Here is a 21,486-nt window from a genome sequence, read left to right as displayed (position 1 = left end):
GTTTTTTATTTTGCTGCAACTAGAACTAAATCTAGTATGTAAAGCTACCTAGAAATTACTGCGGAGCTTTAGCTGGTTGATTATTTTTGCCAGCGTTGTAACCAGAGTTGTACTCAGAAGCCTGATCTTTTTTATATGCATCGTATACATAACCAGAGGCTGCACCAACTGCTGCACCACCTACTGCTCCCCAGATTGGGTTGCCGTGGAAAATGGCAGTGCCAACTGCACCAGCAGCAGCGCCGATACCAGCACCAGATAAAGTGCGTTGTTCTGTATTGCTCATGTTAGAGCAGCCTGCGATTGCTAGGGTTGCAGCAGTAATAGCGATAATTTTTTTCATATCAACTGTTCCTTATGTCTTTAGATTGATTGGCTAAGTAGCTTGGATTATTTTCTGGCGCAAGGAAAGCGTGCTGCCAAGAAGCCCAAGAAAACACCTGCCGCTGGTTTGTCAGCAACTTGTTGATTGGTTTGGCCAAATTTCACAAATTCACCAATAACTTCATCACGCGAAGGGGCTGGTTGTTTTACGCAGATGTACGGCTTAGCGCGCTGTGGGTGACGTGTAGCTAAATAAGTGTCGTAAATAGCGGTTGTATAGCCTACGCAAAAGCTACGAGATTCTGGGCTTGAGGGAAATTTACAGACATTCACGAGCTCTTGTGTGCTCAGTACTTGAACTTTTTCTTGAGCTTGTACTAAGCCAGAAAATGCGGCTAAAGCGGCCAATAGAACTAAAACTTTTTTCATGGGTTCTCCCTGGGGTGTATGTAAATTTGATAATAAACCATATTGAAGGCCTTAAATTGCACTAAATGAGTGCATTAGTGCATGAATTCAGTCCTTATATTCCCCATAATGATGCAAAAAACATGGGGGGTTATTTCAGTGGAAACTTTGAAATCAGGCAGTGATGTCTTATTTATTTTGTTGGGCGCCATCATGGTTCTCGCGATGCATGCAGGGTTTGCATTCCTTGAGCTAGGTACCGTTCGTAAAAAGAACCAAGTCAACGCTTTGGTCAAAATTTTGGTCGACTTTGCGGTATCTACCATTGCTTATTTCTTTATTGGCTACAGCATTGCTTATGGAGTTGATTTTTTCTCCGGCGCAGAACTATTAGCGGAGAAGAATGGCTATGAATTGGTTAAATTCTTTTTCCTACTTACTTTTGCTGCTGCTATCCCTGCAATTATTTCTGGTGGTATTGCTGAGCGCGCAAAGTTCAATCCCCAATTAATTGCTACCTTTATTTTGGTTGGCTTTGTTTACCCCTTCTTTGAAGGTATTGCCTGGAATCAGCATTACGGCATCCAGGCGTGGATTAAGTCGTTCACTGGTGAAGAGTTCCATGACTTTGCGGGTTCGATTGTGGTGCACGCGGTTGGTGGTTGGATTGCACTCCCAGCAGTCATCCTCCTGGGCGCGCGTCGCGGTCGTTACACCAAAGATGGCAACGTTGCAGCACATCCGCCATCAAGCATTCCATTCTTAGCATTAGGTGCCTGGATTTTGGCGGTAGGTTGGTTTGGATTTAACGTCATGAGCGCGCAGACCATTGATAAGGTCAGCGGCTTGGTTGCCATGAATTCTTTGATGGCGATGGTTGGTGGTACTTTGGCTGCATGGGTGATTGGTCGTAACGATCCAGGCTTTACCTATAACGGCCCTCTGGCTGGCTTGGTAGCAGTTTGTGCTGGCTCAGACTTAATGCATCCGATGGGCGCTTTGGTGGTTGGCTTAATTGCCGGTGCTCTGTTTGTATATATGTTTACCTTGGTGCAAAACCGTTGGAAGATTGACGATGTTTTAGGTGTCTGGCCTCTACACGGTTTGTGCGGTTTATGGGGTGGATTGGCTGCGGGAATCTTTGGTGCAAAAGCCCTTGGTGGTCTTGGCGGCGTTACTTTCTTAAGTCAGTTGATTGGTAGTAGCCTAGGCGTCGTTATTGCACTTGTCAGTGGTTTCGTGGTCTATGGGTTGCTCAAGGCTGTTTTAGGCATACGGATGTCACAAGAGGAAGAATATGAAGGCGCGGATTTGAGTATTCACCGTATTTCTTCAACCCCTGATCGTGAGCCTAACTGGTAGGCTTTCTTAAATATAGCCATTACCTATAATGAGTCATGGCTATATTTGAACTAGATGGAAATGCTCCCCGCTTAGATGGGGGAGCTTGGGTTGCCGAGAGTGCAGAAGTGATCGGCAGGGTCGAGCTACATAAGAATGCGAGCGTGTGGCCCAAAGTAGTTATCCGTGGCGATAACGATCTCATTCAAATTGGCGAGGGCAGCAATGTGCAAGATGCTTCAATTTTGCATACTGACCCTGGCTACCCCCTCATCATTGGTAAGAATGTCACTGTTGGTCACCAGGTAATGCTGCATGGTTGTCATGTTGGTGATGGCAGCTTGATTGGTATTGGTGCCGTGATTTTGAATGGCGCCAAAATCGGCAAGAACTGTTTGGTAGGTGCTGGTGCATTAGTTACCGAGGGAAAAGAATTTCCGGATGGCTCAATGATCTTGGGTTCACCCGCCAAGGCAGTCAAGACATTAACCCCAGAGCAGATTGCTGGCATCGAAGATATTGCCGGACGTTATGTCAAAAATGCCCAGCGCTACCAGCAGACTTTGAAGAAAATTACTTGACCTAAAAAAGCGCGCCTAAATTGTTCTACGTCTTCAATGTAGTCTTTCCAGTATTTGCTCTAATCCTGATTGGCTATATTTGTGGACGAACAGGCAAATTAGGCGAAAGCGCATCTATAGAATTAAATCGCTTTGTGGTGTGGCTTGCATTACCTGCCCAGTTATTTAATTTCGCATCCAGTAGTAGTTGGCAAACGCTCTGGCAGCCGGGCTTTATCACTGCTTTTTTTCTGAGTTGCTTAATAGTATTTATTCTCGTATTGGTAATAAGTTGGATGCGCAATCGAGATTTAGCAGCCGCCAGTTTTTCAGGGTTGAGTGCGTCTTACTCCAATACAGGCTATATGGGCATTCCACTCTGTGTTTTAGCTCTTGGCCAAGATGGTTTAGCGCCAGCAATTATTTCTACTTTTATTGTGTTTGTGATGTTTGCCTTAGCCACCATCCTTATTGAGATTGGCATACAGTCCCACAAAAAATCCCATGAAATTGTTTGGAATGTTCTCAAGTCGCTTTGCACCAATCCATTATTAATTGCCCCGGTAGTCGGTTTGTTGTGGTCCTCTACAGACTTGGTTTTATACGATCCATTAGCGCAAGTGATTTCTTTCTTGGCTGCGGCAGCTACGCCTTGTGCGCTAGTTTCTATTGGCCTATTTTTAATGCAGAAGGGGCAGTCAGCACCCCAGCAGGCATGGGGTATTAGTTTTGCCAAGCTGGTTATTCAGCCGCTAGTTGCCTGGTTGATCGCCGGTCCACTCCTAGATTTGCCAGCTCTTTGGGTAGGTGCTGTCGTGATTCTGGCGGCCCTCCCAACTGGAACAGGGCCATTTATGTTGGCGCAGTATTACAACGCGGATAGCAGAATAATTTCGCGAGTAGTGCTCTTAAGTACGATCGGATCTTTGCTAACACTGTCTTTATTTCTGTGGTGGAGTAAGGGGGTTTGATCCCTCGGCATCCATTTGATTCTCCCAAGACGCGTCAATAAATGCTGGTAGCGTCATACATTGATGAAATATTTTCATCAATGTTGGATAGGCCTTCATATCCATCTTTACACTGAGTGCATTAAAGATTTGCGGTACTAGGCAAATATCAATCAAGCCTGGTTGATCCCCATAGGCAAAGAAGCCTACTCTCGTATCTGTGCTTAATTGCTTCTCTAGACTCTCTAAGCCCAGAGCCATCCAATGTTGACTCCAGAAGTCTTTTGTCTCTGCGCTCACGCCTAAGGTTTTCATGAGATAGCGCAATACTCTTAAATTATTTAGCGGGTGAATTTCAATCGCGATATCCATTGCTACTGCACGTACCCAGGCGCGATCAATTGGAGAATGCGGTAGTAGTGGCGGATTTTCTTGAATCTCCTCGAGATACTCAATGATGGCAAGAGATTGATGGATGTGATGTTCACCATGACTCAAGACGGGTACCAGTCGGTTTGGATTTTTGTTGGCGTATTCACCAGCAGTTTGGGCGCCTCCACTTTTAACTATATTGACCGGAATGACTTCGCAATCCATGCCTTTTAAGTTCAGGGCAATGCGCACCCGAAAAGCTGCTGAGCTACGCCAAAAACTATAAAGCTGAGTTTTCATGAAAGATTCCTTGATCGCATTACCCTCAGTATATTGAGGACTTCATTGATTGGCTGATGTCGGTGATTTAGACTAGAGCCTATGGATCAAATCAATTTCTGGATTGGCATTATTGCTACGGTCGCTTTTGCGGTGACGGGAGTTCTAGCTATCGCCGATCGAGGTGTCGATCTTTTTGGCGTAATGGTATTGGGCGTCATTACCGCTATTGGAGGCGGAACTCTGCGAGACATCATTTTGGATGTCCCTGCATTTTGGTCGATTGCACAAATATATATTTGGGTTGCTTTGGGTGCGTGCATCGTCACCTTTGTGGCTGAATCTTTTTTTACTCAACCGCAGATTTATCGCTGGATGCTCTATATCGATGGTCTTGGCGCAGCCTTGTTTGGTATTCAGGGCGCCGATAAGGTTTGGAATTTAGGGTTTGGTTTGCCGGTTGCACCAGTACTCTTGGGGGTAGTCACTGCTATTGGCGGTGGCTTATTGCGTGACATCTTAGCCGGTAGAAAAACCTTGCTCATGTCGCACGAGCTTTATGCAATTCCCGTGACACTTGGCTGCTTTTTCTATGTCTTGATTTTGAACTTCGCTCCCGAGTACACCCTTGAGGGATCGGTAATTTGTATGCTCGCCATTTTTGGATTACGCGCAGCTGCCATTTACTGGGACCTGCGCGTACCCAAATTATTTATTACTAAAACGCGCTAACAGCCCCATCGCTTCGAGGATCCCAGCCACCATGCAGTGTGCCGGATGGATCTCGAATAATGCAGCCGGCATGGCCAACAGTTTCATCAAAGGCATCGAGCATTTCAATTTCATGTCCCAGTGCATATAACTCTTTTGCCACCCATGGACTAAAGCGTGACTCTAATTTCAAGCTATCACTGGTTTGGCCCCAGGTTCTGCCAAGCAACCATCGAGGACGGCTAATTGCATCTTGTGGATCGAGACCATACGTCGCTGTACGAGTGAAGACTGCACATTGTGTTTGAGGTTGACCATCCCCACCCATGGTGCCATAGACCATTGACCGCCCATCCTTAAATAAAGCCATCGCCGGGTTCAGCGTATGAAATGGTTTGCGATAGGGCTCAAGGTGATTCAGTGTTTTCGGGTCAAGCGAGAAGCTGCATCCGCGGTTCTGCCAGTTCACGCCAGACTTGGGCAGCACAATACCAGCGCCAAACTCGTGATAAATACTTTGAATAAAGGAAACACAATTTCCGTTGCCATCAATCACGCCCATCCAAATCGTATCTGCGGGACCTTTACCTTGACCCCAGGGTAATGCTTTTTCAGGATCGATATTTTTAGCCAACTTCTTTAAGAAGGTAGGCGATAAAAATGACTGTGCATGCTTAGTCATATACGCAGGGTCAGTCACGTATTTATCCCTGACCATGAAGGCCTGCTTCGTAGCTTCTACACAGTGATGGACGTATTCAGCACTATCGACTTTGAAGCGCTTGAGATTGAGTTGATCCAAGATGCCGATGATCATTAAAGACACCACGCCTTGAGTTGGTGGGGTCATGTTGTACACATTGCCCATGCTGTGTTTGAGTTCAAGCGGGTCAATGAGTTTCGCTTGATGGCGATGAAGGTCAGATACCCTGAGAGGGCTACCGATATCTGTAAGTTCTTTAGCGAGAAGGTCGGCTAAATCACCACGGTAATAATCCTCCGTTCCTTTGCGAGAGATTTGGCGCAAGGTTTTTGCAAGAAGCTCTTGCTTAAAGATGCTGCCCACTTCAGGAGCTTTGTCATTAACTAGAAATGTTTCTGCAAATCCGGGAATATCAATCAGTTCAGAACGCTTCTTGGCGGTGAGGCTAGACTGACTAAAAGTTACTGGCACCCCAGCTTCAGCGTAGTGAATCGCATCTGACAATAAGCGGGAGAGAGGGAGTCTTCCACCCAAACCTTGCTTTGAAATTTGTTGTGCCGCGCCCCAACCAGAGATGGTGCCGGCAACCGTATTGGCTGCAACGGCGCCCCTGAAGGGAATAGTGGAAGTAATGCCACGCTCGGCGTACCACTGCTTCGTTGCAAGACCAGCAGCCGCACCGCAGGCATCAATTCCGCCCATGGCTTTACCAGGGGAGTGGATTACCCAAAACGAGTCACCGCCTATGGAGTTCATGTGAGGGTAAACAACTGCAATCGTAGCTGCGGCAGCGATCATGGCCTCTAAGGCGTTGCCGCCTTCACGCAGTACAGCTAAAGCTGATTCAGAAGCTAGTGAATGTGGCGCTACCGCCATCCCCCGAATACCCCATTTTTGTTGCATGGTTATTAGTTCCAAATAATGAATGTTTGTTATTGCTCGATGTTTCTATTAGACGCTAGGCCAATAAATGTTGCTTTATCACCTCTAGTTTGTGGTTTTCTCGGGAAAACCCCGATTCGATTTGATGGGGAATTACCCTAACTAGTGGATTTCTTTGATTTTTTTCAAAGCATAATCGACCCGTTGTTTTTTATTTCAATAAAAATAGTTAGGAGCTACTGATGTCAACATCAACTAAAGCAGCCCCAATGACCGCTGAAGAACGCAAAGTTATTTTTGCTTCATCTTTAGGTACGGTTTTTGAGTGGTATGACTTTTATCTTTACGGTTCATTGGCTGCCGTTATCGCCAAGCAATTCTTCTCAGGCTTAGATGCAGGCTCTGCCTTCATTTTCGCTTTGCTAGCGTTTGCTGCCGGTTTTATCGTTCGCCCATTTGGCGCTCTGGTATTCGGTCGCTTAGGCGATTTGATTGGTCGTAAATACACCTTCTTGGTGACGATCCTCATCATGGGTGGTGCTACGTTTATCGTTGGTATCCTGCCTAACTACGCCACTATCGGTGTTGCTGCTCCTGTGATCTTGATCGCATTGCGTATGCTTCAAGGTTTGGCTTTGGGTGGTGAGTACGGTGGTGCTGCAACTTATGTTGCTGAGCACGCTCCTCACGGTCGTCGTGGTGCATACACAGCCTGGATTCAGACAACAGCTACTCTTGGCTTGTTCTTGTCCTTGTTAGTGATTTTGTTCACACGCGAACTCACTGGTCCAGACTTTGACGTTTGGGGCTGGCGCGTTCCATTCATCCTTTCTATCGCTTTGTTAGCTATTTCTGTTTGGATCCGTTTGTCAATGAACGAATCCCCAGCTTTCAAGAAGATGAAAGATGAAGGCAAATTGTCTAAAGCTCCTTTGACAGAGTCATTCGGTCAATGGAAGAACTTGAAGATTGTTATCTTGGCATTGTTTGGTCTGGTTGCAGGTCAAGCGGTGGTTTGGTACACAGGTCAGTTCTACGCTTTGTTCTACCTCACACAAGTGTTGAAGGTAGATGCTAAGACTGCAAACTTATTGATTGCTGCTTCATTGGTAATCGGTACACCATTCTTTGTGATCTTCGGTAGCTTGTCAGACAAGATTGGCCGTAAGGTCATCATCATGGGTGGCTTGTTATTGGCTGTTATTACATACATTCCAAATACACCAGTTTCCGTATTTAATGCTTTGACACACTTTGCTAACCCAGCGTTAGAAAAAGCGATGGCAAATGCACCAGCTACGATTACTGCTGATTTGAACGAATGTACATTCCAGTTCAACCCAACAGGTACAGCTAAGTTCACAAGTTCTTGCGATATCGCAAAACAAGTGATGGCTTCTAACTCTGCTAGTTACAGCACTATTGCTGGTCCTGCAGGTGGTACGGCTGTTGTGAAGATTGGTGATACAGAAATCACTGGTTACTCTGCAAAAGGCTTGGCACCTGCTGATGCAAAAGCTAAAGATGCTGAGTTCAAAAAGCAAATTCGTGAAGCGTTGAATGCTGCTGGCTACCCAGCTAAAGCAAATCCAGCTGACATTAACTATGTTGCTGTATTGCTCTTGTTGGTGTACTTGGTGATTTTGGTAACCATGGTTTATGGTCCAATCGCGGCGATGTTAGTTGAGATGTTCCCAACTCGCATTCGTTACACATCTATGTCCTTGCCATACCATATTGGTAACGGTTGGTTCGGTGGCTTGCTGCCAACGATCTCCTTCGCCTTGGTAGCGCAAAACGGTAACATTTACTACGGTCTCTGGTACCCAATCATCATCGCTGCGATGACATTGGTAATCGGTACACTGTTTGTTAAAGAAACCAAAGACGTGGATATCTACGCAAAAGACTAAGCTTTACTAGTCTGTTTCAAAAAACTAAACCCGACCACTATGTGGTCGGGTTTTTTATTGCTTAAGTTGATCCCTGAGTTAGTCCCAAAGATTTTTTTGATTACCACGATTAAAGAGGGCTTGATTCTGATCGGCGATGGATGTCAGCCTTTGGCCTGGCAATACTTTGATTGCGGTTCCTGCTGTGAGAAGGCCAACTTGATTTACGCGGAGATACCACCCACTAAAGCCTGATTGCAACATGGCTTTGGCTGCACCTTTGTATTGCATTTTGGCATTGAACTTAAAGCAGGGTTCACGAAGTTTGACAACGGTAAATTGAAGATCACCAATTTGCATTTGATCCCCAATAAATATCTCGGTTTCCAGCAAGCCTTCAATGGTGAAGTTTTCCCCGAAAGCACCCAGTGGAAGATCAACAGATCTTTTAGTTTCGCGAGAAAGCAGCTCACTCCAAAAAGCATAGTGCTCCATTGGGTAGACATAAATCGCTTTCTCTATTCCCCCATGCACTGATGGGTCTGCCTGCTCATCACCTACAACACCAAGTCTTGTAATTTCAACGGAGGTGGGGGAGGTGAGATTGCTGATAGATTGCTTGTTGATGGCTGAGGCTACTTTTGAGTAATTTGGGTGATGAGATCCAAAGAGTGGCATTACTTTGCCGGAGGAGATTGAGAGAAGTCGCATAGGCTCAGATGGCTGATAAGATGAAATGATTGAACTCGGAAAGTAAATGATGCATCTTTATAGATTACTGGTGGTGGCAATCCTTTGCGTACTTACCAGCCCGACTGCATTTGCCAAGTGGGATGAGGAGCGGGACGTCACCACCAATGGTAAGGATGAGCTGGTTTATTACTACAAGACCAATGAACAGGGGCAGAAGCTCGTGTTGGATAAGTATGTCAAGCGCCTAATCTTTATTCAGCCTGACCGTCTGTATAAACGTACCATTCGCCTGATTAAGGTGGATGGACAGCCTATTGAGGTGATGAGCGACCCCTTTTCTCGCTTTCCAGAGCAAACAGCCATCATCTTTGAAAACAAGGACGAGGTTCTGAAAAAGCTCTTTTTGGCTAAGAAAATTGAGGTTTTTGTCCGTTACAACCGAGATGAGGCGGTGAGCATCTTTCAGATTAAGTAATTCCAGTCCTTTTGGTTTAGACAGAAGGCGTCCGATCATTTACAATTACGAGTTCGGCGAATTAGCTCAGCTGGTTAGAGCGACGGAATCATAATCCGCAGGTCCGGGGTTCAAATCCCTGATTCGCCACCATATCAAGAGGCCATTGCCCACCGGCAGTGGCCTTTTTCTTAAGTAATCTCGCTTGGGTTCAATCGATGGCTAAATTTTGGAATTTCGTCTTTTTCCAAGCTGGTTGGTTTGCCTGCGTTATTGGAGCAGCCAATCAACAGGTCTTTTGGCCGGTGATTGCTACTTTGCTCTACCTTGCAATTCATGTTTGGTTTGCGCCACGACCAATTTTGGAGCTAAGGCTGCTCCTGAAGGCAGCTCTATTTGGGGCTGTGGTCGATACGCTTATTGCTAATTGGGGCTTTTTAAGTTTTGAGAACTCCTGGCCTAGCCCCCATCTCTCACCGATATGGATGTGGACTCTTTGGGCCTTAGTTGCCAGCACCATTAATAGTTCTTTAGCCTGGTTGCGGAGTAGACCCCTCTTGGGCGCTGTTTTAGGCGCGATTACTGGTCCGATGTCCTATGAGGCGGGAGTCAGGATGGGCGCGGGGGCGTGGGGTACAAATGGTCAAATTGGCGGGTTGATCCTGCTTGGGCTAGCCTGGGGCATCGCTATTCCCCTCTTTTTCTACTGGGATCGCACCTCAATCAAGGATGACCTAGTAAAAAATCCGTAAATTCCTTTAAAAAGCCGCTTGCAAATACTACTGTTTTTATATACAGTAACTTCTGAGTTGTTGAAAAGCACAAAAACTTCGGGAAATAGCCCAATACATAGCGAAAAGGAATTAAAAAATGGCCTTGGATGATAAGAAAAAATCAGCCTCATCAGAATTTGACGGCATGAGCGGAGACAAGCAAAAGGCACTTACTGCAGCCTTGGCGCAAATTGAGAAGCAATTTGGTAAGGGCTCAATCATGAGATTGGGCGATGCAGAGATTCATCAAGATATTCAGGTGGTTTCTAGTGGTTCATTGGGCTTAGACATTGCTCTTGGAGTCGGTGGTTTAGCGCGTGGACGTGTGATCGAGATCTACGGCCCAGAATCTTCAGGTAAGACAACATTAACTTTGCATGCAATTGCAGAGATGCAAAAGATTGGCGGAACTTGTGCCTTTATTGATGCTGAGCATGCGTTGGATGTTCAGTACGCCTCACGCTTAGGTGTGGACGTAAATAATTTGTTGATCTCTCAGCCAGACACTGGTGAGCAAGCTTTGGAAATTGCCGACGCTTTAGTGCGCTCGGGCTCCATTGATTTAATCGTTATTGACTCAGTAGCAGCTTTGGTTCCAAGAGCAGAGATTGAGGGTGATATGGGCGATTCATTGCCAGGCCTCCAAGCTCGTTTGATGAGTCAAGCCTTGCGTAAGTTGACTGGCGCGATTAAGCGTACTAATACAACAGTGATTTTTATTAACCAGATTCGTATGAAGATTGGCGTGATGTTCGGTTCGCCTGAAACAACTACTGGTGGTAATGCATTGAAGTTCTACGCCTCTATGCGTTTAGATATCCGTCGTATCGGTAGCATCAAGAAGGGCGATGAGGTTGTCGGTAATGAGACCCGTGTGAAGGTGGTAAAGAACAAGGTATCTCCACCATTCCGCGAAGCGATCTTTGACATCATGTACGGTGCTGGAATTTCCCGAGAAGGTGAAATTATCGATATGGGTGTTGAAGCCGATATCGTTGAAAAATCAGGCTCTTGGTACGCTTACAACGGCGATCGCATTGGCCAAGGAAAAGACAATGTGCGCGAGTTCTTAAAAGAAAACCCAGCTATCGCTCAAGATATTGAATCTAAGATTCGCGCTAAATTAGGCGTGAAGGCTGGCACAGCAGTAGTTAGTGATGTTTTGAGCGAAGAAGAGGAAGCGTAATTCTTCGATGTCAGAATTAGGTAGCGCCGCTAAGAAAAGCAAAAAACAAAGCCCGAGTCTCAAAGCTCGGGCTTTGCGCCTTTTATCCATGCGGGAGTACAGCCGAAAGGGGTTGGCAGCAAAGCTTGAAGAGTCTGCAGCAAGGATGCTGAAACTCAAGTCCCCGGATGGGGATTCTGAGGAGATTATTCCGGTCATTCCTCTGGCTATCCAGATTGAAGCTGTTTTGGATGATTTTGAGGCTCGCGGTTGGCTTTCTGACCAACGCTTTGCGGAGGCTTTGGTTCGGCGCCGCAGTGAGCGGTTTGGAACACGAAAAATACAGGATGAGCTTGCTCAGGCTGGGGTAGACAGCTCAAAGACGGCAGACTTACTTAAGAACCTCAAAGAAACTGAATATCAACGCGCTCATGAGCTGTGGATGCGCAAGTTTGGTGCGCTAGCAACTGAGCAAAAGGAGCGCGCGCGTCAGTACAGGTTTTTGGCCTCCAAGGGCTTCAGCTCAGATGTTGTATCTAAGGTAGTGGCTGGGCGTCCTGACTAGGGCAATTACGGAGCCAAAAGGTGATGTTGCCGCATTGCAGCATGATAGACTTATGGAGTCGGCTAAACCGCTCCCATTTATTCAGATGAACGCCTATGAGTTGTCCATTGATTAGATAGGTGATTAAGGTGAAACCGGTTTTACTAATCCTCATCGCTTGCTAAAAAAGATACCGTTTCGGGAGTAATAATGAAAATTCACGAGTACCAAGGCAAAGAATTACTACGCCAATTTAATGTGCCTGTTCCAAATGGCATCCCTGCATTTAGTGTTGATGAGGCAATTAAAGCCGCTGAAAAATTAGGTGGACCAGTATGGGTTGTGAAGGCACAAATTCATGCAGGCGGTCGCGGTAAAGGTGGCGGCGTTAAATTAGCTCGAAGCATGGATGAAGTGAAAAAGTACGCTTCTGAAATCTTGGGTATGCAGTTAAAAACCCACCAAACTGGCCCAGAAGGTCAAAAAGTCAATCGCCTCTTAATTGAAGATGGCGCTGATATCAAAAAAGAGAACTACTTCAGTATCGTTACCGATCGTGGCACGCAAAAGAATGTAATCATGGCGTCCAGCGAAGGCGGTATGGATATCGAGGAAGTAGCGGAGTCCCACCCAGAAAAAATTATTAAGGTGTTTGTTGATCCATTAATTGGTTTGACAGATGCTGATTGCCAAATCATTGCAAAAGGCATTGGAGTTCCAGATGCTTCCATTCCAATGGCAAGCGATGTTTTCAAGAATTTGTATAAGACCTATTGGGAAACTGATGCGTCTTTGGTTGAGATCAACCCATTGATCCTCGAAGGCAATGGCAAGATCAAGGCGCTTGATGCTAAATTCAATTTCGATCCAAATGCTTTATACCGTCATCCAGAAATCGTGGCTTACCGCGATATCGATGAAGAAGATGCTGCTGAGATCGAAGCTTCTAAATTTGACTTGGCTTACATTTCACTCGACGGCAATATTGGTTGCTTGGTGAATGGTGCTGGCTTGGCAATGGCGACGATGGACACTATTAAGTTGTTTGGCGGCGAGCCAGCAAACTTCTTAGACGTTGGTGGTGGCGCGACTGCAGAGAAAGTAACGGAAGCATTCAAGATCATGCTCAAGAACAAGAGCGTTGAAGCGATTTTGGTTAATATTTTCGGCGGCATCATGCGTTGCGACGTGATCGCTGATGGCGTAGTTACTGCATGTAAAGCGGTGAACTTGACTGTACCTTTGGTTGTGCGCATGAAGGGTACCAATGAGGAGTTGGGCAAGAAGATTCTTGCGGACTCTGGCTTGCCAATCATTAGCGCCGATTCAATGGCAGAAGCCGCTACTAAGGTAGTTGCCGCTGTTGCGAAAAACAAATAATCAAGGAACTTCAATATGTCTATTTTGGTAAATAAAAATACTAAAGTAATTACTCAAGGTATTACTGGTAAGACTGGCCAATTCCACACTGAGAAGTGCCAGGAATACGCAAACGGTAAGAACTGTTTTGTGGCTGGTGTAAATCCTAAAAAAGCAGGCGAATCCATTTTCAACATTCCAATTTATGGAACTGTTAAAGAAGCTGCGCAACAAACTGGTGCCACTACTTCTGTAATTTATGTTCCGCCTCCTGGCGCAGCCGCTGCAATTTGGGAAGCTGTTGAGGCTGATCTCGATTTTGTTATCTGTATCACTGAAGGCATTCCAGTCAAGGATATGTTGGAAGTGCGTAACAAGATGCATGCAAAAGAAGCTGCTGGTGGCAAGAAGACTTTATTGCTTGGCCCAAATTGCCCTGGAATTATTACTCCAGACGAAATCAAAATCGGCATCATGCCTGGCCATATTCATAAAAAGGGTCGTATCGGTGTAGTTAGCCGTTCCGGTACCCTGACTTATGAGGCGGTTGGTCAGTTGACATCAATTGGTCTGGGTCAGTCCACAGCGGTTGGTATTGGTGGCGATCCAATTAATGGCTTGAAGCACATTGATGTGATGCGTATGTTTAACGAAGATCCTGAGACTGATGCAGTCATCATGATTGGTGAAATTGGTGGACCTGACGAAGCTGAAGCAGCTCGCTGGTGCAAAGACAATATGAAGAAGCCAGTTGTTGGCTTTATTGCAGGCGTAACAGCGCCTCCTGGAAAGCGTATGGGCCATGCTGGCGCATTGATTTCTGGTGGTGCCGATACAGCAGATGCCAAGCTTGCCGTTATGGAAGAGTGTGGCTTTAAAGTTACAAGAAACCCATCTGAAATGGCTGCTTTACTCAAAGCCATGTTGTAATCAAAAAAGCATGCCGATTCGTCGGCATGCTTTTTGTAGCACCCAGTAGTTAAAACTAAAACATATAAAAGTACGGAGACATCATGGATTTATCAGCTTTTTCTGACGCAACGTTTTGGGCGGCATTGCTCTCAATCATCGTAGCCAATATTTTGTTATCAGGCGATAACGCGGTTGTCATTGCTTTGGCATCCCGCAACTTGCCTCCTGCCCAACAAAAGAAGGCTATTTTTTGGGGTAGCGCTGCAGCCATTATTTTGCGTGTCGTTCTCACGATTACCGCAGTTGCCTTATTAACCCTACCGTACCTAAAAATTGTTGGCGGTTTGTTATTGCTCTATATCGGTATTCAGCTTTTGTCTGATAGCGGTGGTGAGGAGCATATGGAAGCCAAGACAAGTATCTGGGCAGCTATTCGTACTATTCTGATTGCTGACCTAGTAATGAGTTTGGATAACGTTTTGGCAGTTGCAGCAGCAGCCCAAAAAGGCCCAGAAGAAACTCGCTTACTTTTGTTGATTATTGGTTTGGGCATGTCTATCCCATTGATCATTTTTGGTAGCGCTATGTTGCTAAAAGTAATGGAGCGTTTCCCAATCATCATCACCCTAGGCGCAGGTCTATTGGGCTTGTTGGCTGGCGGAATGTTGGTAGATGACCCAGCAATCAAAGACAGCATTCAGGCTGCTATGGGCGATGCTAAATTGGCCTTTGAAATTATTGGTGTAGCGATAGTTATTTTGGTTGGTACTTACTTTAAGAAAAGAAATGCAGCTAAAGCAGCACATTAATTTTCTTTCGCGTTAATCAGAAAAGCCAGCCCATAAAGCTGGCTTTTCTTACATTTGGACGCCTTGAGTCTCTTGGGTATAGACTGGATGATGAGGCATTAAACCTCAGGAGCCAATATATATGTCTACACATGACCAGCAGCAAGAATCCGGTTTTACCTTAATAGAAGTGATGGTGGTTGTCGCCATCATTGGTATTTTGGTTGCCGTTGCCGTTCCGCAATATCAAGATTACATTGCCCGCAGTCGGATCGTAGAGGGCATGAATCTCTCATCAAGTGCAAAGCTTGCAGTGACGGAGGCTTTTGCTAGCAGAGGCACTGTGCCAATGGATGAAGCTACTCAGGGCTCGTTTACCTTTGTGCCAACACGCAGCGTGAAGTTAATTGAGATCACCCCATCTGGTGCGATTGCCATCGACTTTCAGAATAACGTCGCCCCAGAAAACAAAAACACATTACATCTCATTCCAACAAATGATCCAGATGCCAATATTCCTAAGGCAATTGATTTATCTAAGCCAGAGGGATCAACGTGGGCTGGTGGGTGGTCTTGCCGTTCCGCTGAAACTAATCTGCTGCCCCAGCTACTACCTTCTGAGTGCCGCATCACGAAGTAAACTAGTGATCGGTGCTTCATAAGAAATTAAGCCACCCCTGGGGTGGCTTAATCTTTAAAACGAGTAGCTAATGAATTAAGCTTTCCATTCCCCGCTTTTTCCGCCACTCTTTTCTAGTAGGCGAACATCACCCATCACCATGCCGCGGTCTACTGCCTTTGCCATATCGTAGATTGTGAGGAGGGCGACTTGCACTGCGGTAAGGGCTTCCATTTCCACACCAGTAGGCCCGGTAGTCTCAGCTCTAACTTGGCAGCTAATACTGCTAGTGCCTTTATTCAATGCAAACTCTAAGCTGACGTGCGTCAGAGCTAGCGGGTGACAAAGAGGGATCAAATCCGACGTCTTTTTGGAAGCCTGAATGCCAGCAATGCGGGCAATGCCTAAAACATCCCCCTTTTTATGGGTACCTGCCTCGATCATTACGAAGGTTTCTGGCAGCATGGTGATCTTGCCTGTAGCAATCGCAATCCGATGGGTATTGGGCTTGTCTCCAACGTTCACCATATGGGCTTGCCCGCTGGCATCAAAATGAGTTAGTTTGTTCATGGGATAAGTTTTACCATATAGGGATGCAAGTCATAAAGACAGGACAAAAATCATCGCTATTTAAGCGAATTTTGGCTGGCCAGCTCATTCTAGCCTTGGCTTGGCCAAGTACTGGCTTCGTTTATGCGGCTGGACCCATACCATCACCGGTGACGGGGGATGTATCGGTGCAAGGTGATTCGGCAGCTTTGCAAAACTTGGGCCGAGCGGTTCAGTCACCCGATGCGCGCTCTTCAAATTTGCCGTCACGCAATACGCCTCAAACTCAACCAAGCTTTGTTCTCCCGGATATGGGTGATCCTGGCGGTGATAGCTTAAGTCGTATGGATGAGAAAAAGTATGGCGAGATGATCATGCGCCAGATTCGTCCGGATCCAGATTACTCGAACGACCTACCAATTTATGATTTTTTAAATCAAATGGAGCGACGCTTATTGCAAGCTGCAAAACGTTTGCAATTAGGTGGTGCCGGCGAGCAGGGGGGGAGCGCTTATAACTTTGAGGTGTTCGCTGTTAAAGATAGCAGCATTAATGCGTTTGCATTGCCTGGTGGGTTTATTGGTTTTCATACGGGGCTGCTAGTTAGTGCCGAGACTGACTCTGAGGTTGCCTCAGTTATGGGTCATGAGACTGGTCACGTTTTACAGCGCCATCTAGCGCGTCAAATGGACAAGCAGGCTACGAATACCATGATTGCCCTCGCTGGTATGTTATTAGGAGCCTTAGCTGCTTCACGTAATCCAGGCGCTGCTGCTGGATTGATGCAGGGTGGTCAAGCGGTGGCAGTGAATAACCAGCTCTCGTATTCAAGAGATGCTGAGCGCGAGGCTGATCGCATTGGTTTTCAGATTTTGGCTGCAAGCGGGTATGACGTAAATGGTGCACCAGGATTTTTCCAGCGCTTACAAAAGGCTACGGGCATCATGGATAGCGGTGTTCCATCCTACGTTCGTACTCACCCCTTAACCACTGATCGTATTGCTGATATGCAAGATCGTGCTCGTAATATTTCCAACAGAAATGTGCCAACAGCAGTGGAGTTTTATTTCATTAAGGCGCGTGCTCGCATGGAGCAGTCTGGAAATTCTAGTCAGATGTATGACTTAAGGAATACCTTTGATGCTTTAAGCAAGCAGACAGCCCCAGGAAAGCAGATGGAAGGCTTCTATGGACTTGCGCTGGTTGCTCAAAAGCAGGGAAAGTTTGATCAGGCCGCAGGCTATTTGCAACAAGCGCGCAATCTTGCCAACAGCGCTAGTGCGCCAGGCTCACCCATATTGCGACAAAGCTTGTCCTTAGACATTACCTCCTCCGAGTTGGCATTAGCTAAAGGTAAGGGTGAGGAGGCGCTACAAATTGCTCAGGCAACTTTAAAGGCTTATCCACAGTCTTACGCTGCCGGCGCCGCAATGATGAATGCTTATCTCAAGCTAGGTCGTACTAATGACGCCATTACCTGGCTAAAGGCGCGTACGAGATTGCAGCCCAATGAAGTGGTATGGTGGGCATTATTATCGAATGCCTATGACCAAGCTAAAAATGTGCCGATGCGCCATTACGCCCTTGGAGAAAAGTATGCGCTTGAGGGTGCATGGCCTTCAGCAATTGAGCAGCTAAAAATTGCGAGATCTTCTGGCGGCGCCGACTTTTATCAGGCTTCCAGTATTGATGCGCGCCTTCGTGAAATGCAAAAACAGTATCAAGAAGAATTAAAGGAGCAGGGTAAAAATATGCCCAGCTAATTAATTGGTGGGCGTTTTGATGAAGTGAAAGCGCTCACTGAGTTCCGCTGAGTGGGTAGGTTCGATTGGTAGATCCCTGCCTTCCCATTGCCAAGAGCCTCTAAAGCTACAGGCATCCTCCATCACTTTCGACTGATCTGAGAATAGATCTAAATCATGGTCATGTAGCAGTGCAAGTGACAGAGATTCTGTTTGGGTAAATACCGTTCCATCATTTTGCTCAGAGAGCGATTGTGGAATGATTCCGGTGACATAGATGTTGCCTTTTTCATCGCTCAGGGCGCCATGTGGTTTTATTGCTGTACCGCACTGCGTTAATAGTTGGGAGCCGTTTTCACTGGGAATGATTCTGGCTATCCATGGAGTAGCATCTAGAGTGATGAAAACTCTTTGAGGGCCGTTCTGGAAAAAATACCTACCTAAGGAATCGCAGGCGTAATTTCTGGAGATAAATTCATTGAGGGCTGCGTGCTGAATAAGGCTCCCCGCCAATTGATTAGCTTGCGCGAATTCATCTCGCATACGCCATTGACCACGACGATCAAGAGCCAGCCAGCCAAAGCAGTGTGGAACATTTGGCCACTTAATGAGAGATCGTAGAACTTGCTCATCCATGAGATGGCAACCTTTGTACTATCACTAATTAATGCAGTCCGTGTGGAGTTGATGGTGCATCAAACGTATCTTCAGTGGAGTGACTTGCATGTAGGTGTGCGATACGCCAGCCTTGACTATCTTGTAACAAGACCAGGGTGATGTTGAGAAAAAACTCAGCCTCAATTTGATCATCGCGCAAATGTACTGCTTCGGTGGTGTCGTATACCGCGGCACCCAATACGGAGTGACTAATGCAGGCAATCGGCTCCAAAAATAAAGCTTGCTTAGCCAAGAGGCGCTCTAGACCTGCCCGAATTTCAGCATGACCACTCAGGCGTTGACCTTCTGGCAGCACGCAAGTGATTGAGTCGTCATCTAGCCAAATTGCCAAAGCACCTTTGACATCACGATGTTTTAAGGCATCACGCCAAGCATCCACCACATCATCGGCATTATGAAAAAGTCTGGCTAGTTTTGGCATGGCTTACTTTCTGGTAACTGATGTTGATGTGATATTAGTGAAGGTTCTGAATAGCTTCAAATACATTCTCTGGCGAGATGTCTTTTAAGCACTTGAGGTGACCTAATGGACACTCTCTCTTATGGCAAGGGCTACATGGTAAGTTAAGCCAAATCACTTTTGCTTTATCGGATAGCGGTGGCGTATGGTGCGGATCGCTTGAGCCAAAGATAGCCACTTGTGGAACTTTTAATGCTGCGCCGATATGCATTAAGCCAGAGTCGTTGCTGATTAGCGCTTTACTCATGCCAATGAGTGCAATAGCCTCATCGAGTGATGTGTTGCCGCACCAATTATGTATTTTCTGATCATTATTGGCTTTGGCTCTAATATCCTCACCCAATTCACGATCCCCTTTACTACCTAAAAGAATTACATGGGCATCTGATTTGTTCGCGATTAATTCTTGTGCAAGATTGGCGAAGTGGTCGGCAGGCCAACGCTTTGTCACTCCATACTCTGCACCCGGACAAAATACGTAGATTATTTTTTCCTTAATGGCCGCCGCTACTAGCTTCGCGTCAATAGCTTTTTGGCTTGCAAGTGAGATATTGAGTTTTGGGTCTGCAGACTGATTGATATCAAGATTTTGTGAGTGATCCAATACATTGGAAAGTGCAAGGTAATGGTTGGCCATGGGCGGACGATTAGTCTTGCTCGGATTGGCCAAAGAAAAATTGATTAGTCCAAAGCGCATCTCTCCGCGATAACCAATGCGTAGCGGAATGTTGGCAAGCCAAGGAATCAGCGCAGACTTCAGGCTATTGGGCAGTACAAAGCAAGCATCGTATTGATTTAGCTCCAATTGCTTTGCGAGTTGCTTGCGTAAGCCCCATTGCAATTGCTTGTGCTCTAGTCGCGCTTCAATGACTTGGCGAACTTCTGTGCACGCGCGATAGATGGGTGCAACCCAAGGACTTGCTAAAACATCAATCTGAGACTGCGGGTAGATGACTTTGAGATTCGCCAGCAGGAGCTGGGACATTACTGCATCGCCAATCCAGTTAGGGGCGATGATCAGAATACGATTCATGTGAGGTATCCCGACACAGCACCCCGCTCTGGGGTGCTGATGGGTTTAGTGCCCGTGGGGCTCTGTACCTGGAATGAGTTTGTACTCAGTGCCGCAATAAGGGCACTTCGCTTCACCCGTTTTAGCAACATCCAAAAAAACACGTGGATGTGAATTCCAGTTAGGGGTTTTATTGGTTGGGCAATGCAAAGGCAAATCTGTATTGCCATTCACCATTACAACTTGAGCTTCACTCATTCTCTGATTTCCTATTACTTAACGTAAGTTAACCAAGACTTGTATTTATCACTTCTGCCGTAGACCGCATCAAAGTAGGTCTTCTGAATTTTCTCGGTAATGGGGCCACGCTTACCGTCACCAATAGTGCGATCATCCAACTCGCGAATTGGTGTTACTTCGGCGGCAGTACCAGTAAAGAAAGCTTCATCAGCTGAATACACTTCATCGCGAGTAATGCGTTTCTCACGCAATTCGTAGCCCAAATCTTTTGCGATTTGCATGATGGAGTTACGAGTGATGCCATCTAAGCAAGAGGCTAGATCTGGAGTGTAAATAATGCCGTTATTAACGATAAAGATGTTCTCACCGGAACCCTCAGACACATAGCCTTCTGTATCAAGCAGTAGGGCTTCGTCATATCCATTAGCAGTGACTTCTTGGTTCGCCAAAATGGAGTTGATGTAGTAGCCGGAGGCTTTGGCGCGAACCAAGGAGGAGTTCACGAAGTGGCGGGTAAATGAGGAGGTTTTAACGCGGATGCCCTTGTTAATACCGTCTTCACCCAAATAAGCACCCCATTCCCAGGCAGCGATCGCGGTATGGATGCTATTGCCTTTTGGAGAGATTCCAAGCTTTTGGGAGCCAATAAAGATAATTGGGCGGATGTAGCAAGATTCCAGCTTATTGCTATTAACGACATCAATAATGCCGCTGGTAATCTGATCAGGGGTCCATGGCATGGTCATCTGGAAGATCTTGGTTCCATTGAAAAGGCGCTTAACGTGCTCTGGAAGGCGGAAAATGGCGGTACCTTGGGGGGTTTTATAGGCACGAATACCCTCAAAAACACCCATTCCGTAGTGGAGACTGTGGGTTAGCACATGAATATTGGCCTCACGCCAGGGAATGAGCTTCCCATCGGACCAAATAAAGCCATCGCGGTCGGACATCGACATTTTCTCTACCTTTTAAATATGTAATAAATTGGGTGATTCAATTCGTTAAAACAGGGTGCCAAGCCACTAGGGAGCCCCAGGGTCTGGAAATACGTCTCAGCCTTTATTGTAGAGCAGGGA

General features: G+C 46.2%; 25 protein-coding genes and 1 tRNA gene. 15 read left to right on the top strand and 11 right to left on the bottom strand.

Going from position 1 to position 21,486, the window contains the following annotated elements:
• Nucleotides 1–55: 55 nt before the first annotated feature.
• Both ICN16_RS05100 and ICN16_RS05095 read right to left on the bottom strand, forming a co-directional pair.
• Nucleotides 56–343: a glycine zipper domain-containing protein gene (locus ICN16_RS05100; protein WP_216135112.1), complete on the bottom strand. Its 288-nt coding sequence runs from the start codon at nt 341–343 to the stop codon at nt 56–58.
• A gap of 47 nt (nt 344–390) precedes the next feature.
• Nucleotides 391–753 carry a Rap1a/Tai family immunity protein gene (locus ICN16_RS05095; RefSeq protein ID WP_216135109.1) on the bottom strand — a complete coding sequence of 121 codons (363 nt, stop codon included), beginning with the start codon at nt 751–753 and terminating at the stop codon, nt 391–393.
• A gap of 111 nt (nt 754–864) precedes the next feature.
• Between ICN16_RS05095 and ICN16_RS05090 the strand changes: the two genes are divergently transcribed.
• Genes ICN16_RS05090 through ICN16_RS05080 form a run of 3 tightly spaced genes read left to right on the top strand, consistent with a single transcriptional unit; the run spans nt 865 to nt 3,604 of the window.
• Nucleotides 865–2,094, top strand: coding sequence for an ammonium transporter (locus tag ICN16_RS05090; protein WP_216861899.1), 1,230 nt, complete (start codon nt 865–867; stop codon nt 2,092–2,094).
• 35 nt (nt 2,095–2,129) lie between these two features.
• Nucleotides 2,130–2,654, top strand: coding sequence for a gamma carbonic anhydrase family protein (locus tag ICN16_RS05085; RefSeq protein ID WP_216135106.1), 525 nt, complete (start codon nt 2,130–2,132; stop codon nt 2,652–2,654).
• A gap of 20 nt (nt 2,655–2,674) precedes the next feature.
• Nucleotides 2,675–3,604, top strand: coding sequence for an AEC family transporter (locus ICN16_RS05080; protein ID WP_216135104.1), 930 nt, complete (start codon nt 2,675–2,677; stop codon nt 3,602–3,604).
• Here the strand turns inward: ICN16_RS05080 and maiA are convergent.
• Nucleotides 3,575–4,255, bottom strand: a complete 681-nt coding sequence (maiA, locus tag ICN16_RS05075; RefSeq protein WP_216135102.1) for a maleylacetoacetate isomerase — start codon at nt 4,253–4,255, stop codon at nt 3,575–3,577. The genes ICN16_RS05080 and maiA overlap by 30 nt on opposite strands.
• A gap of 81 nt (nt 4,256–4,336) precedes the next feature.
• Between maiA and ICN16_RS05070 the strand changes: the two genes are divergently transcribed.
• Nucleotides 4,337–4,966: a trimeric intracellular cation channel family protein gene (locus ICN16_RS05070; protein ID WP_216135101.1), complete on the top strand. Its 630-nt coding sequence runs from the start codon at nt 4,337–4,339 to the stop codon at nt 4,964–4,966.
• Here the strand turns inward: ICN16_RS05070 and ICN16_RS05065 are convergent.
• Complete coding sequence (locus ICN16_RS05065) at nt 4,953–6,551, bottom strand: gamma-glutamyltransferase family protein (protein ID WP_216135099.1); 1,599 nt, start codon at nt 6,549–6,551, stop codon at nt 4,953–4,955. The two genes, ICN16_RS05070 and ICN16_RS05065, sit on opposite strands and share 14 nt — an antisense overlap.
• Before the next feature lie 221 nt (nt 6,552–6,772).
• On the opposite strand from ICN16_RS05065, the gene ICN16_RS05060 reads away from it, so the two are divergent.
• The gene (locus tag ICN16_RS05060; RefSeq protein WP_216135097.1) at nt 6,773–8,443 is read left to right on the top strand and encodes an MFS transporter; all 1,671 of its coding nucleotides are present in this window, start codon (nt 6,773–6,775) and stop codon (nt 8,441–8,443) included.
• Between the two features lie 78 nt (nt 8,444–8,521).
• Here ICN16_RS05060 and ICN16_RS05055 read toward each other — a convergent pair whose 3' ends face one another.
• Nucleotides 8,522–9,133 carry an MOSC domain-containing protein gene (locus ICN16_RS05055; protein ID WP_216135096.1) on the bottom strand — a complete coding sequence of 204 codons (612 nt, stop codon included), beginning with the start codon at nt 9,131–9,133 and terminating at the stop codon, nt 8,522–8,524.
• Nucleotides 9,134–9,179: 46 nt separating this feature from the next.
• On the opposite strand from ICN16_RS05055, the gene ICN16_RS05050 reads away from it, so the two are divergent.
• The 9 genes from ICN16_RS05050 (at nt 9,180) to ICN16_RS05010 (ending at nt 15,750) form a co-directional block, all read left to right on the top strand.
• Entirely contained in the window at nt 9,180–9,590 is a 411-nt protein-coding gene (locus ICN16_RS05050; RefSeq protein ID WP_216135094.1) for a hypothetical protein, read from the top strand.
• 55 nt (nt 9,591–9,645) lie between these two features.
• A tRNA-Met gene (locus tag ICN16_RS05045) sits at nt 9,646–9,722 on the top strand.
• Between the two features lie 65 nt (nt 9,723–9,787).
• Nucleotides 9,788–10,321, top strand: a complete 534-nt coding sequence (locus ICN16_RS05040; protein WP_216135091.1) for a DUF2878 domain-containing protein — start codon at nt 9,788–9,790, stop codon at nt 10,319–10,321.
• 124 nt (nt 10,322–10,445) lie between these two features.
• A complete protein-coding gene (gene recA / locus ICN16_RS05035; protein ID WP_041485194.1) occupies nt 10,446–11,528 on the top strand; it encodes a recombinase RecA in 1,083 nt (360 codons plus the stop codon).
• 7 nt (nt 11,529–11,535) lie between these two features.
• Nucleotides 11,536–12,072 carry a recombination regulator RecX gene (recX, locus tag ICN16_RS05030; RefSeq protein WP_216135088.1) on the top strand — a complete coding sequence of 179 codons (537 nt, stop codon included), beginning with the start codon at nt 11,536–11,538 and terminating at the stop codon, nt 12,070–12,072.
• Between the two features lie 189 nt (nt 12,073–12,261).
• Nucleotides 12,262–13,431 (top strand): ADP-forming succinate--CoA ligase subunit beta, encoded by a 1,170-nt coding sequence (gene sucC / locus ICN16_RS05025; RefSeq protein WP_216135085.1) that lies wholly within the window; start codon nt 12,262–12,264, stop codon nt 13,429–13,431.
• Nucleotides 13,432–13,446: 15 nt separating this feature from the next.
• A complete protein-coding gene (gene sucD, locus ICN16_RS05020; RefSeq protein ID WP_216135082.1) occupies nt 13,447–14,340 on the top strand; it encodes a succinate--CoA ligase subunit alpha in 894 nt (297 codons plus the stop codon).
• An 83-nt stretch (nt 14,341–14,423) separates the two neighbouring features.
• Nucleotides 14,424–15,131 carry a TerC family protein gene (locus ICN16_RS05015; RefSeq protein ID WP_216135079.1) on the top strand — a complete coding sequence of 236 codons (708 nt, stop codon included), beginning with the start codon at nt 14,424–14,426 and terminating at the stop codon, nt 15,129–15,131.
• 121 nt (nt 15,132–15,252) lie between these two features.
• Nucleotides 15,253–15,750, top strand: coding sequence for a pilin (locus ICN16_RS05010; protein WP_216135076.1), 498 nt, complete (start codon nt 15,253–15,255; stop codon nt 15,748–15,750).
• A 75-nt stretch (nt 15,751–15,825) separates the two neighbouring features.
• On the opposite strand, the gene moaC is transcribed toward ICN16_RS05010, so the two are convergent.
• Nucleotides 15,826–16,299, bottom strand: coding sequence for a cyclic pyranopterin monophosphate synthase MoaC (gene moaC, locus ICN16_RS05005; protein WP_216135064.1), 474 nt, complete (start codon nt 16,297–16,299; stop codon nt 15,826–15,828).
• A 23-nt stretch (nt 16,300–16,322) separates the two neighbouring features.
• Between moaC and ICN16_RS05000 the strand changes: the two genes are divergently transcribed.
• The gene (locus ICN16_RS05000; protein WP_216135062.1) at nt 16,323–18,041 is read left to right on the top strand and encodes a M48 family metalloprotease; all 1,719 of its coding nucleotides are present in this window, start codon (nt 16,323–16,325) and stop codon (nt 18,039–18,041) included.
• Here ICN16_RS05000 and ICN16_RS04995 read toward each other — a convergent pair whose 3' ends face one another.
• From ICN16_RS04995 to ICN16_RS04975, 5 genes are read right to left on the bottom strand one after another with little or no spacing between them, the layout of a single operon-like run.
• Nucleotides 18,042–18,656: a DUF2946 family protein gene (locus tag ICN16_RS04995; RefSeq protein ID WP_216135058.1), complete on the bottom strand. Its 615-nt coding sequence runs from the start codon at nt 18,654–18,656 to the stop codon at nt 18,042–18,044. It abuts the gene before it with no gap.
• Between the two features lie 28 nt (nt 18,657–18,684).
• Entirely contained in the window at nt 18,685–19,119 is a 435-nt protein-coding gene (locus tag ICN16_RS04990; RefSeq protein WP_216135056.1) for a nuclear transport factor 2 family protein, read from the bottom strand.
• A 34-nt stretch (nt 19,120–19,153) separates the two neighbouring features.
• Nucleotides 19,154–20,191, bottom strand: coding sequence for a lipopolysaccharide heptosyltransferase II (waaF, locus tag ICN16_RS04985; protein WP_216135053.1), 1,038 nt, complete (start codon nt 20,189–20,191; stop codon nt 19,154–19,156).
• 45 nt (nt 20,192–20,236) lie between these two features.
• Nucleotides 20,237–20,428 carry a zinc-finger domain-containing protein gene (locus ICN16_RS04980; RefSeq protein ID WP_216135051.1) on the bottom strand — a complete coding sequence of 64 codons (192 nt, stop codon included), beginning with the start codon at nt 20,426–20,428 and terminating at the stop codon, nt 20,237–20,239.
• Between the two features lie 14 nt (nt 20,429–20,442).
• Nucleotides 20,443–21,366 carry a branched-chain amino acid transaminase gene (locus ICN16_RS04975; protein WP_216135048.1) on the bottom strand — a complete coding sequence of 308 codons (924 nt, stop codon included), beginning with the start codon at nt 21,364–21,366 and terminating at the stop codon, nt 20,443–20,445.
• Between the last annotated feature and the right edge of the window lie 120 nt (nt 21,367–21,486).

This window comes from Polynucleobacter sp. es-MAR-4 (assembly GCF_018882055.1).
Taxonomy (GTDB): domain Bacteria; phylum Pseudomonadota; class Gammaproteobacteria; order Burkholderiales; family Burkholderiaceae; genus Polynucleobacter.
This window is presented reverse-complemented; position numbering and strand designations above follow the sequence as displayed.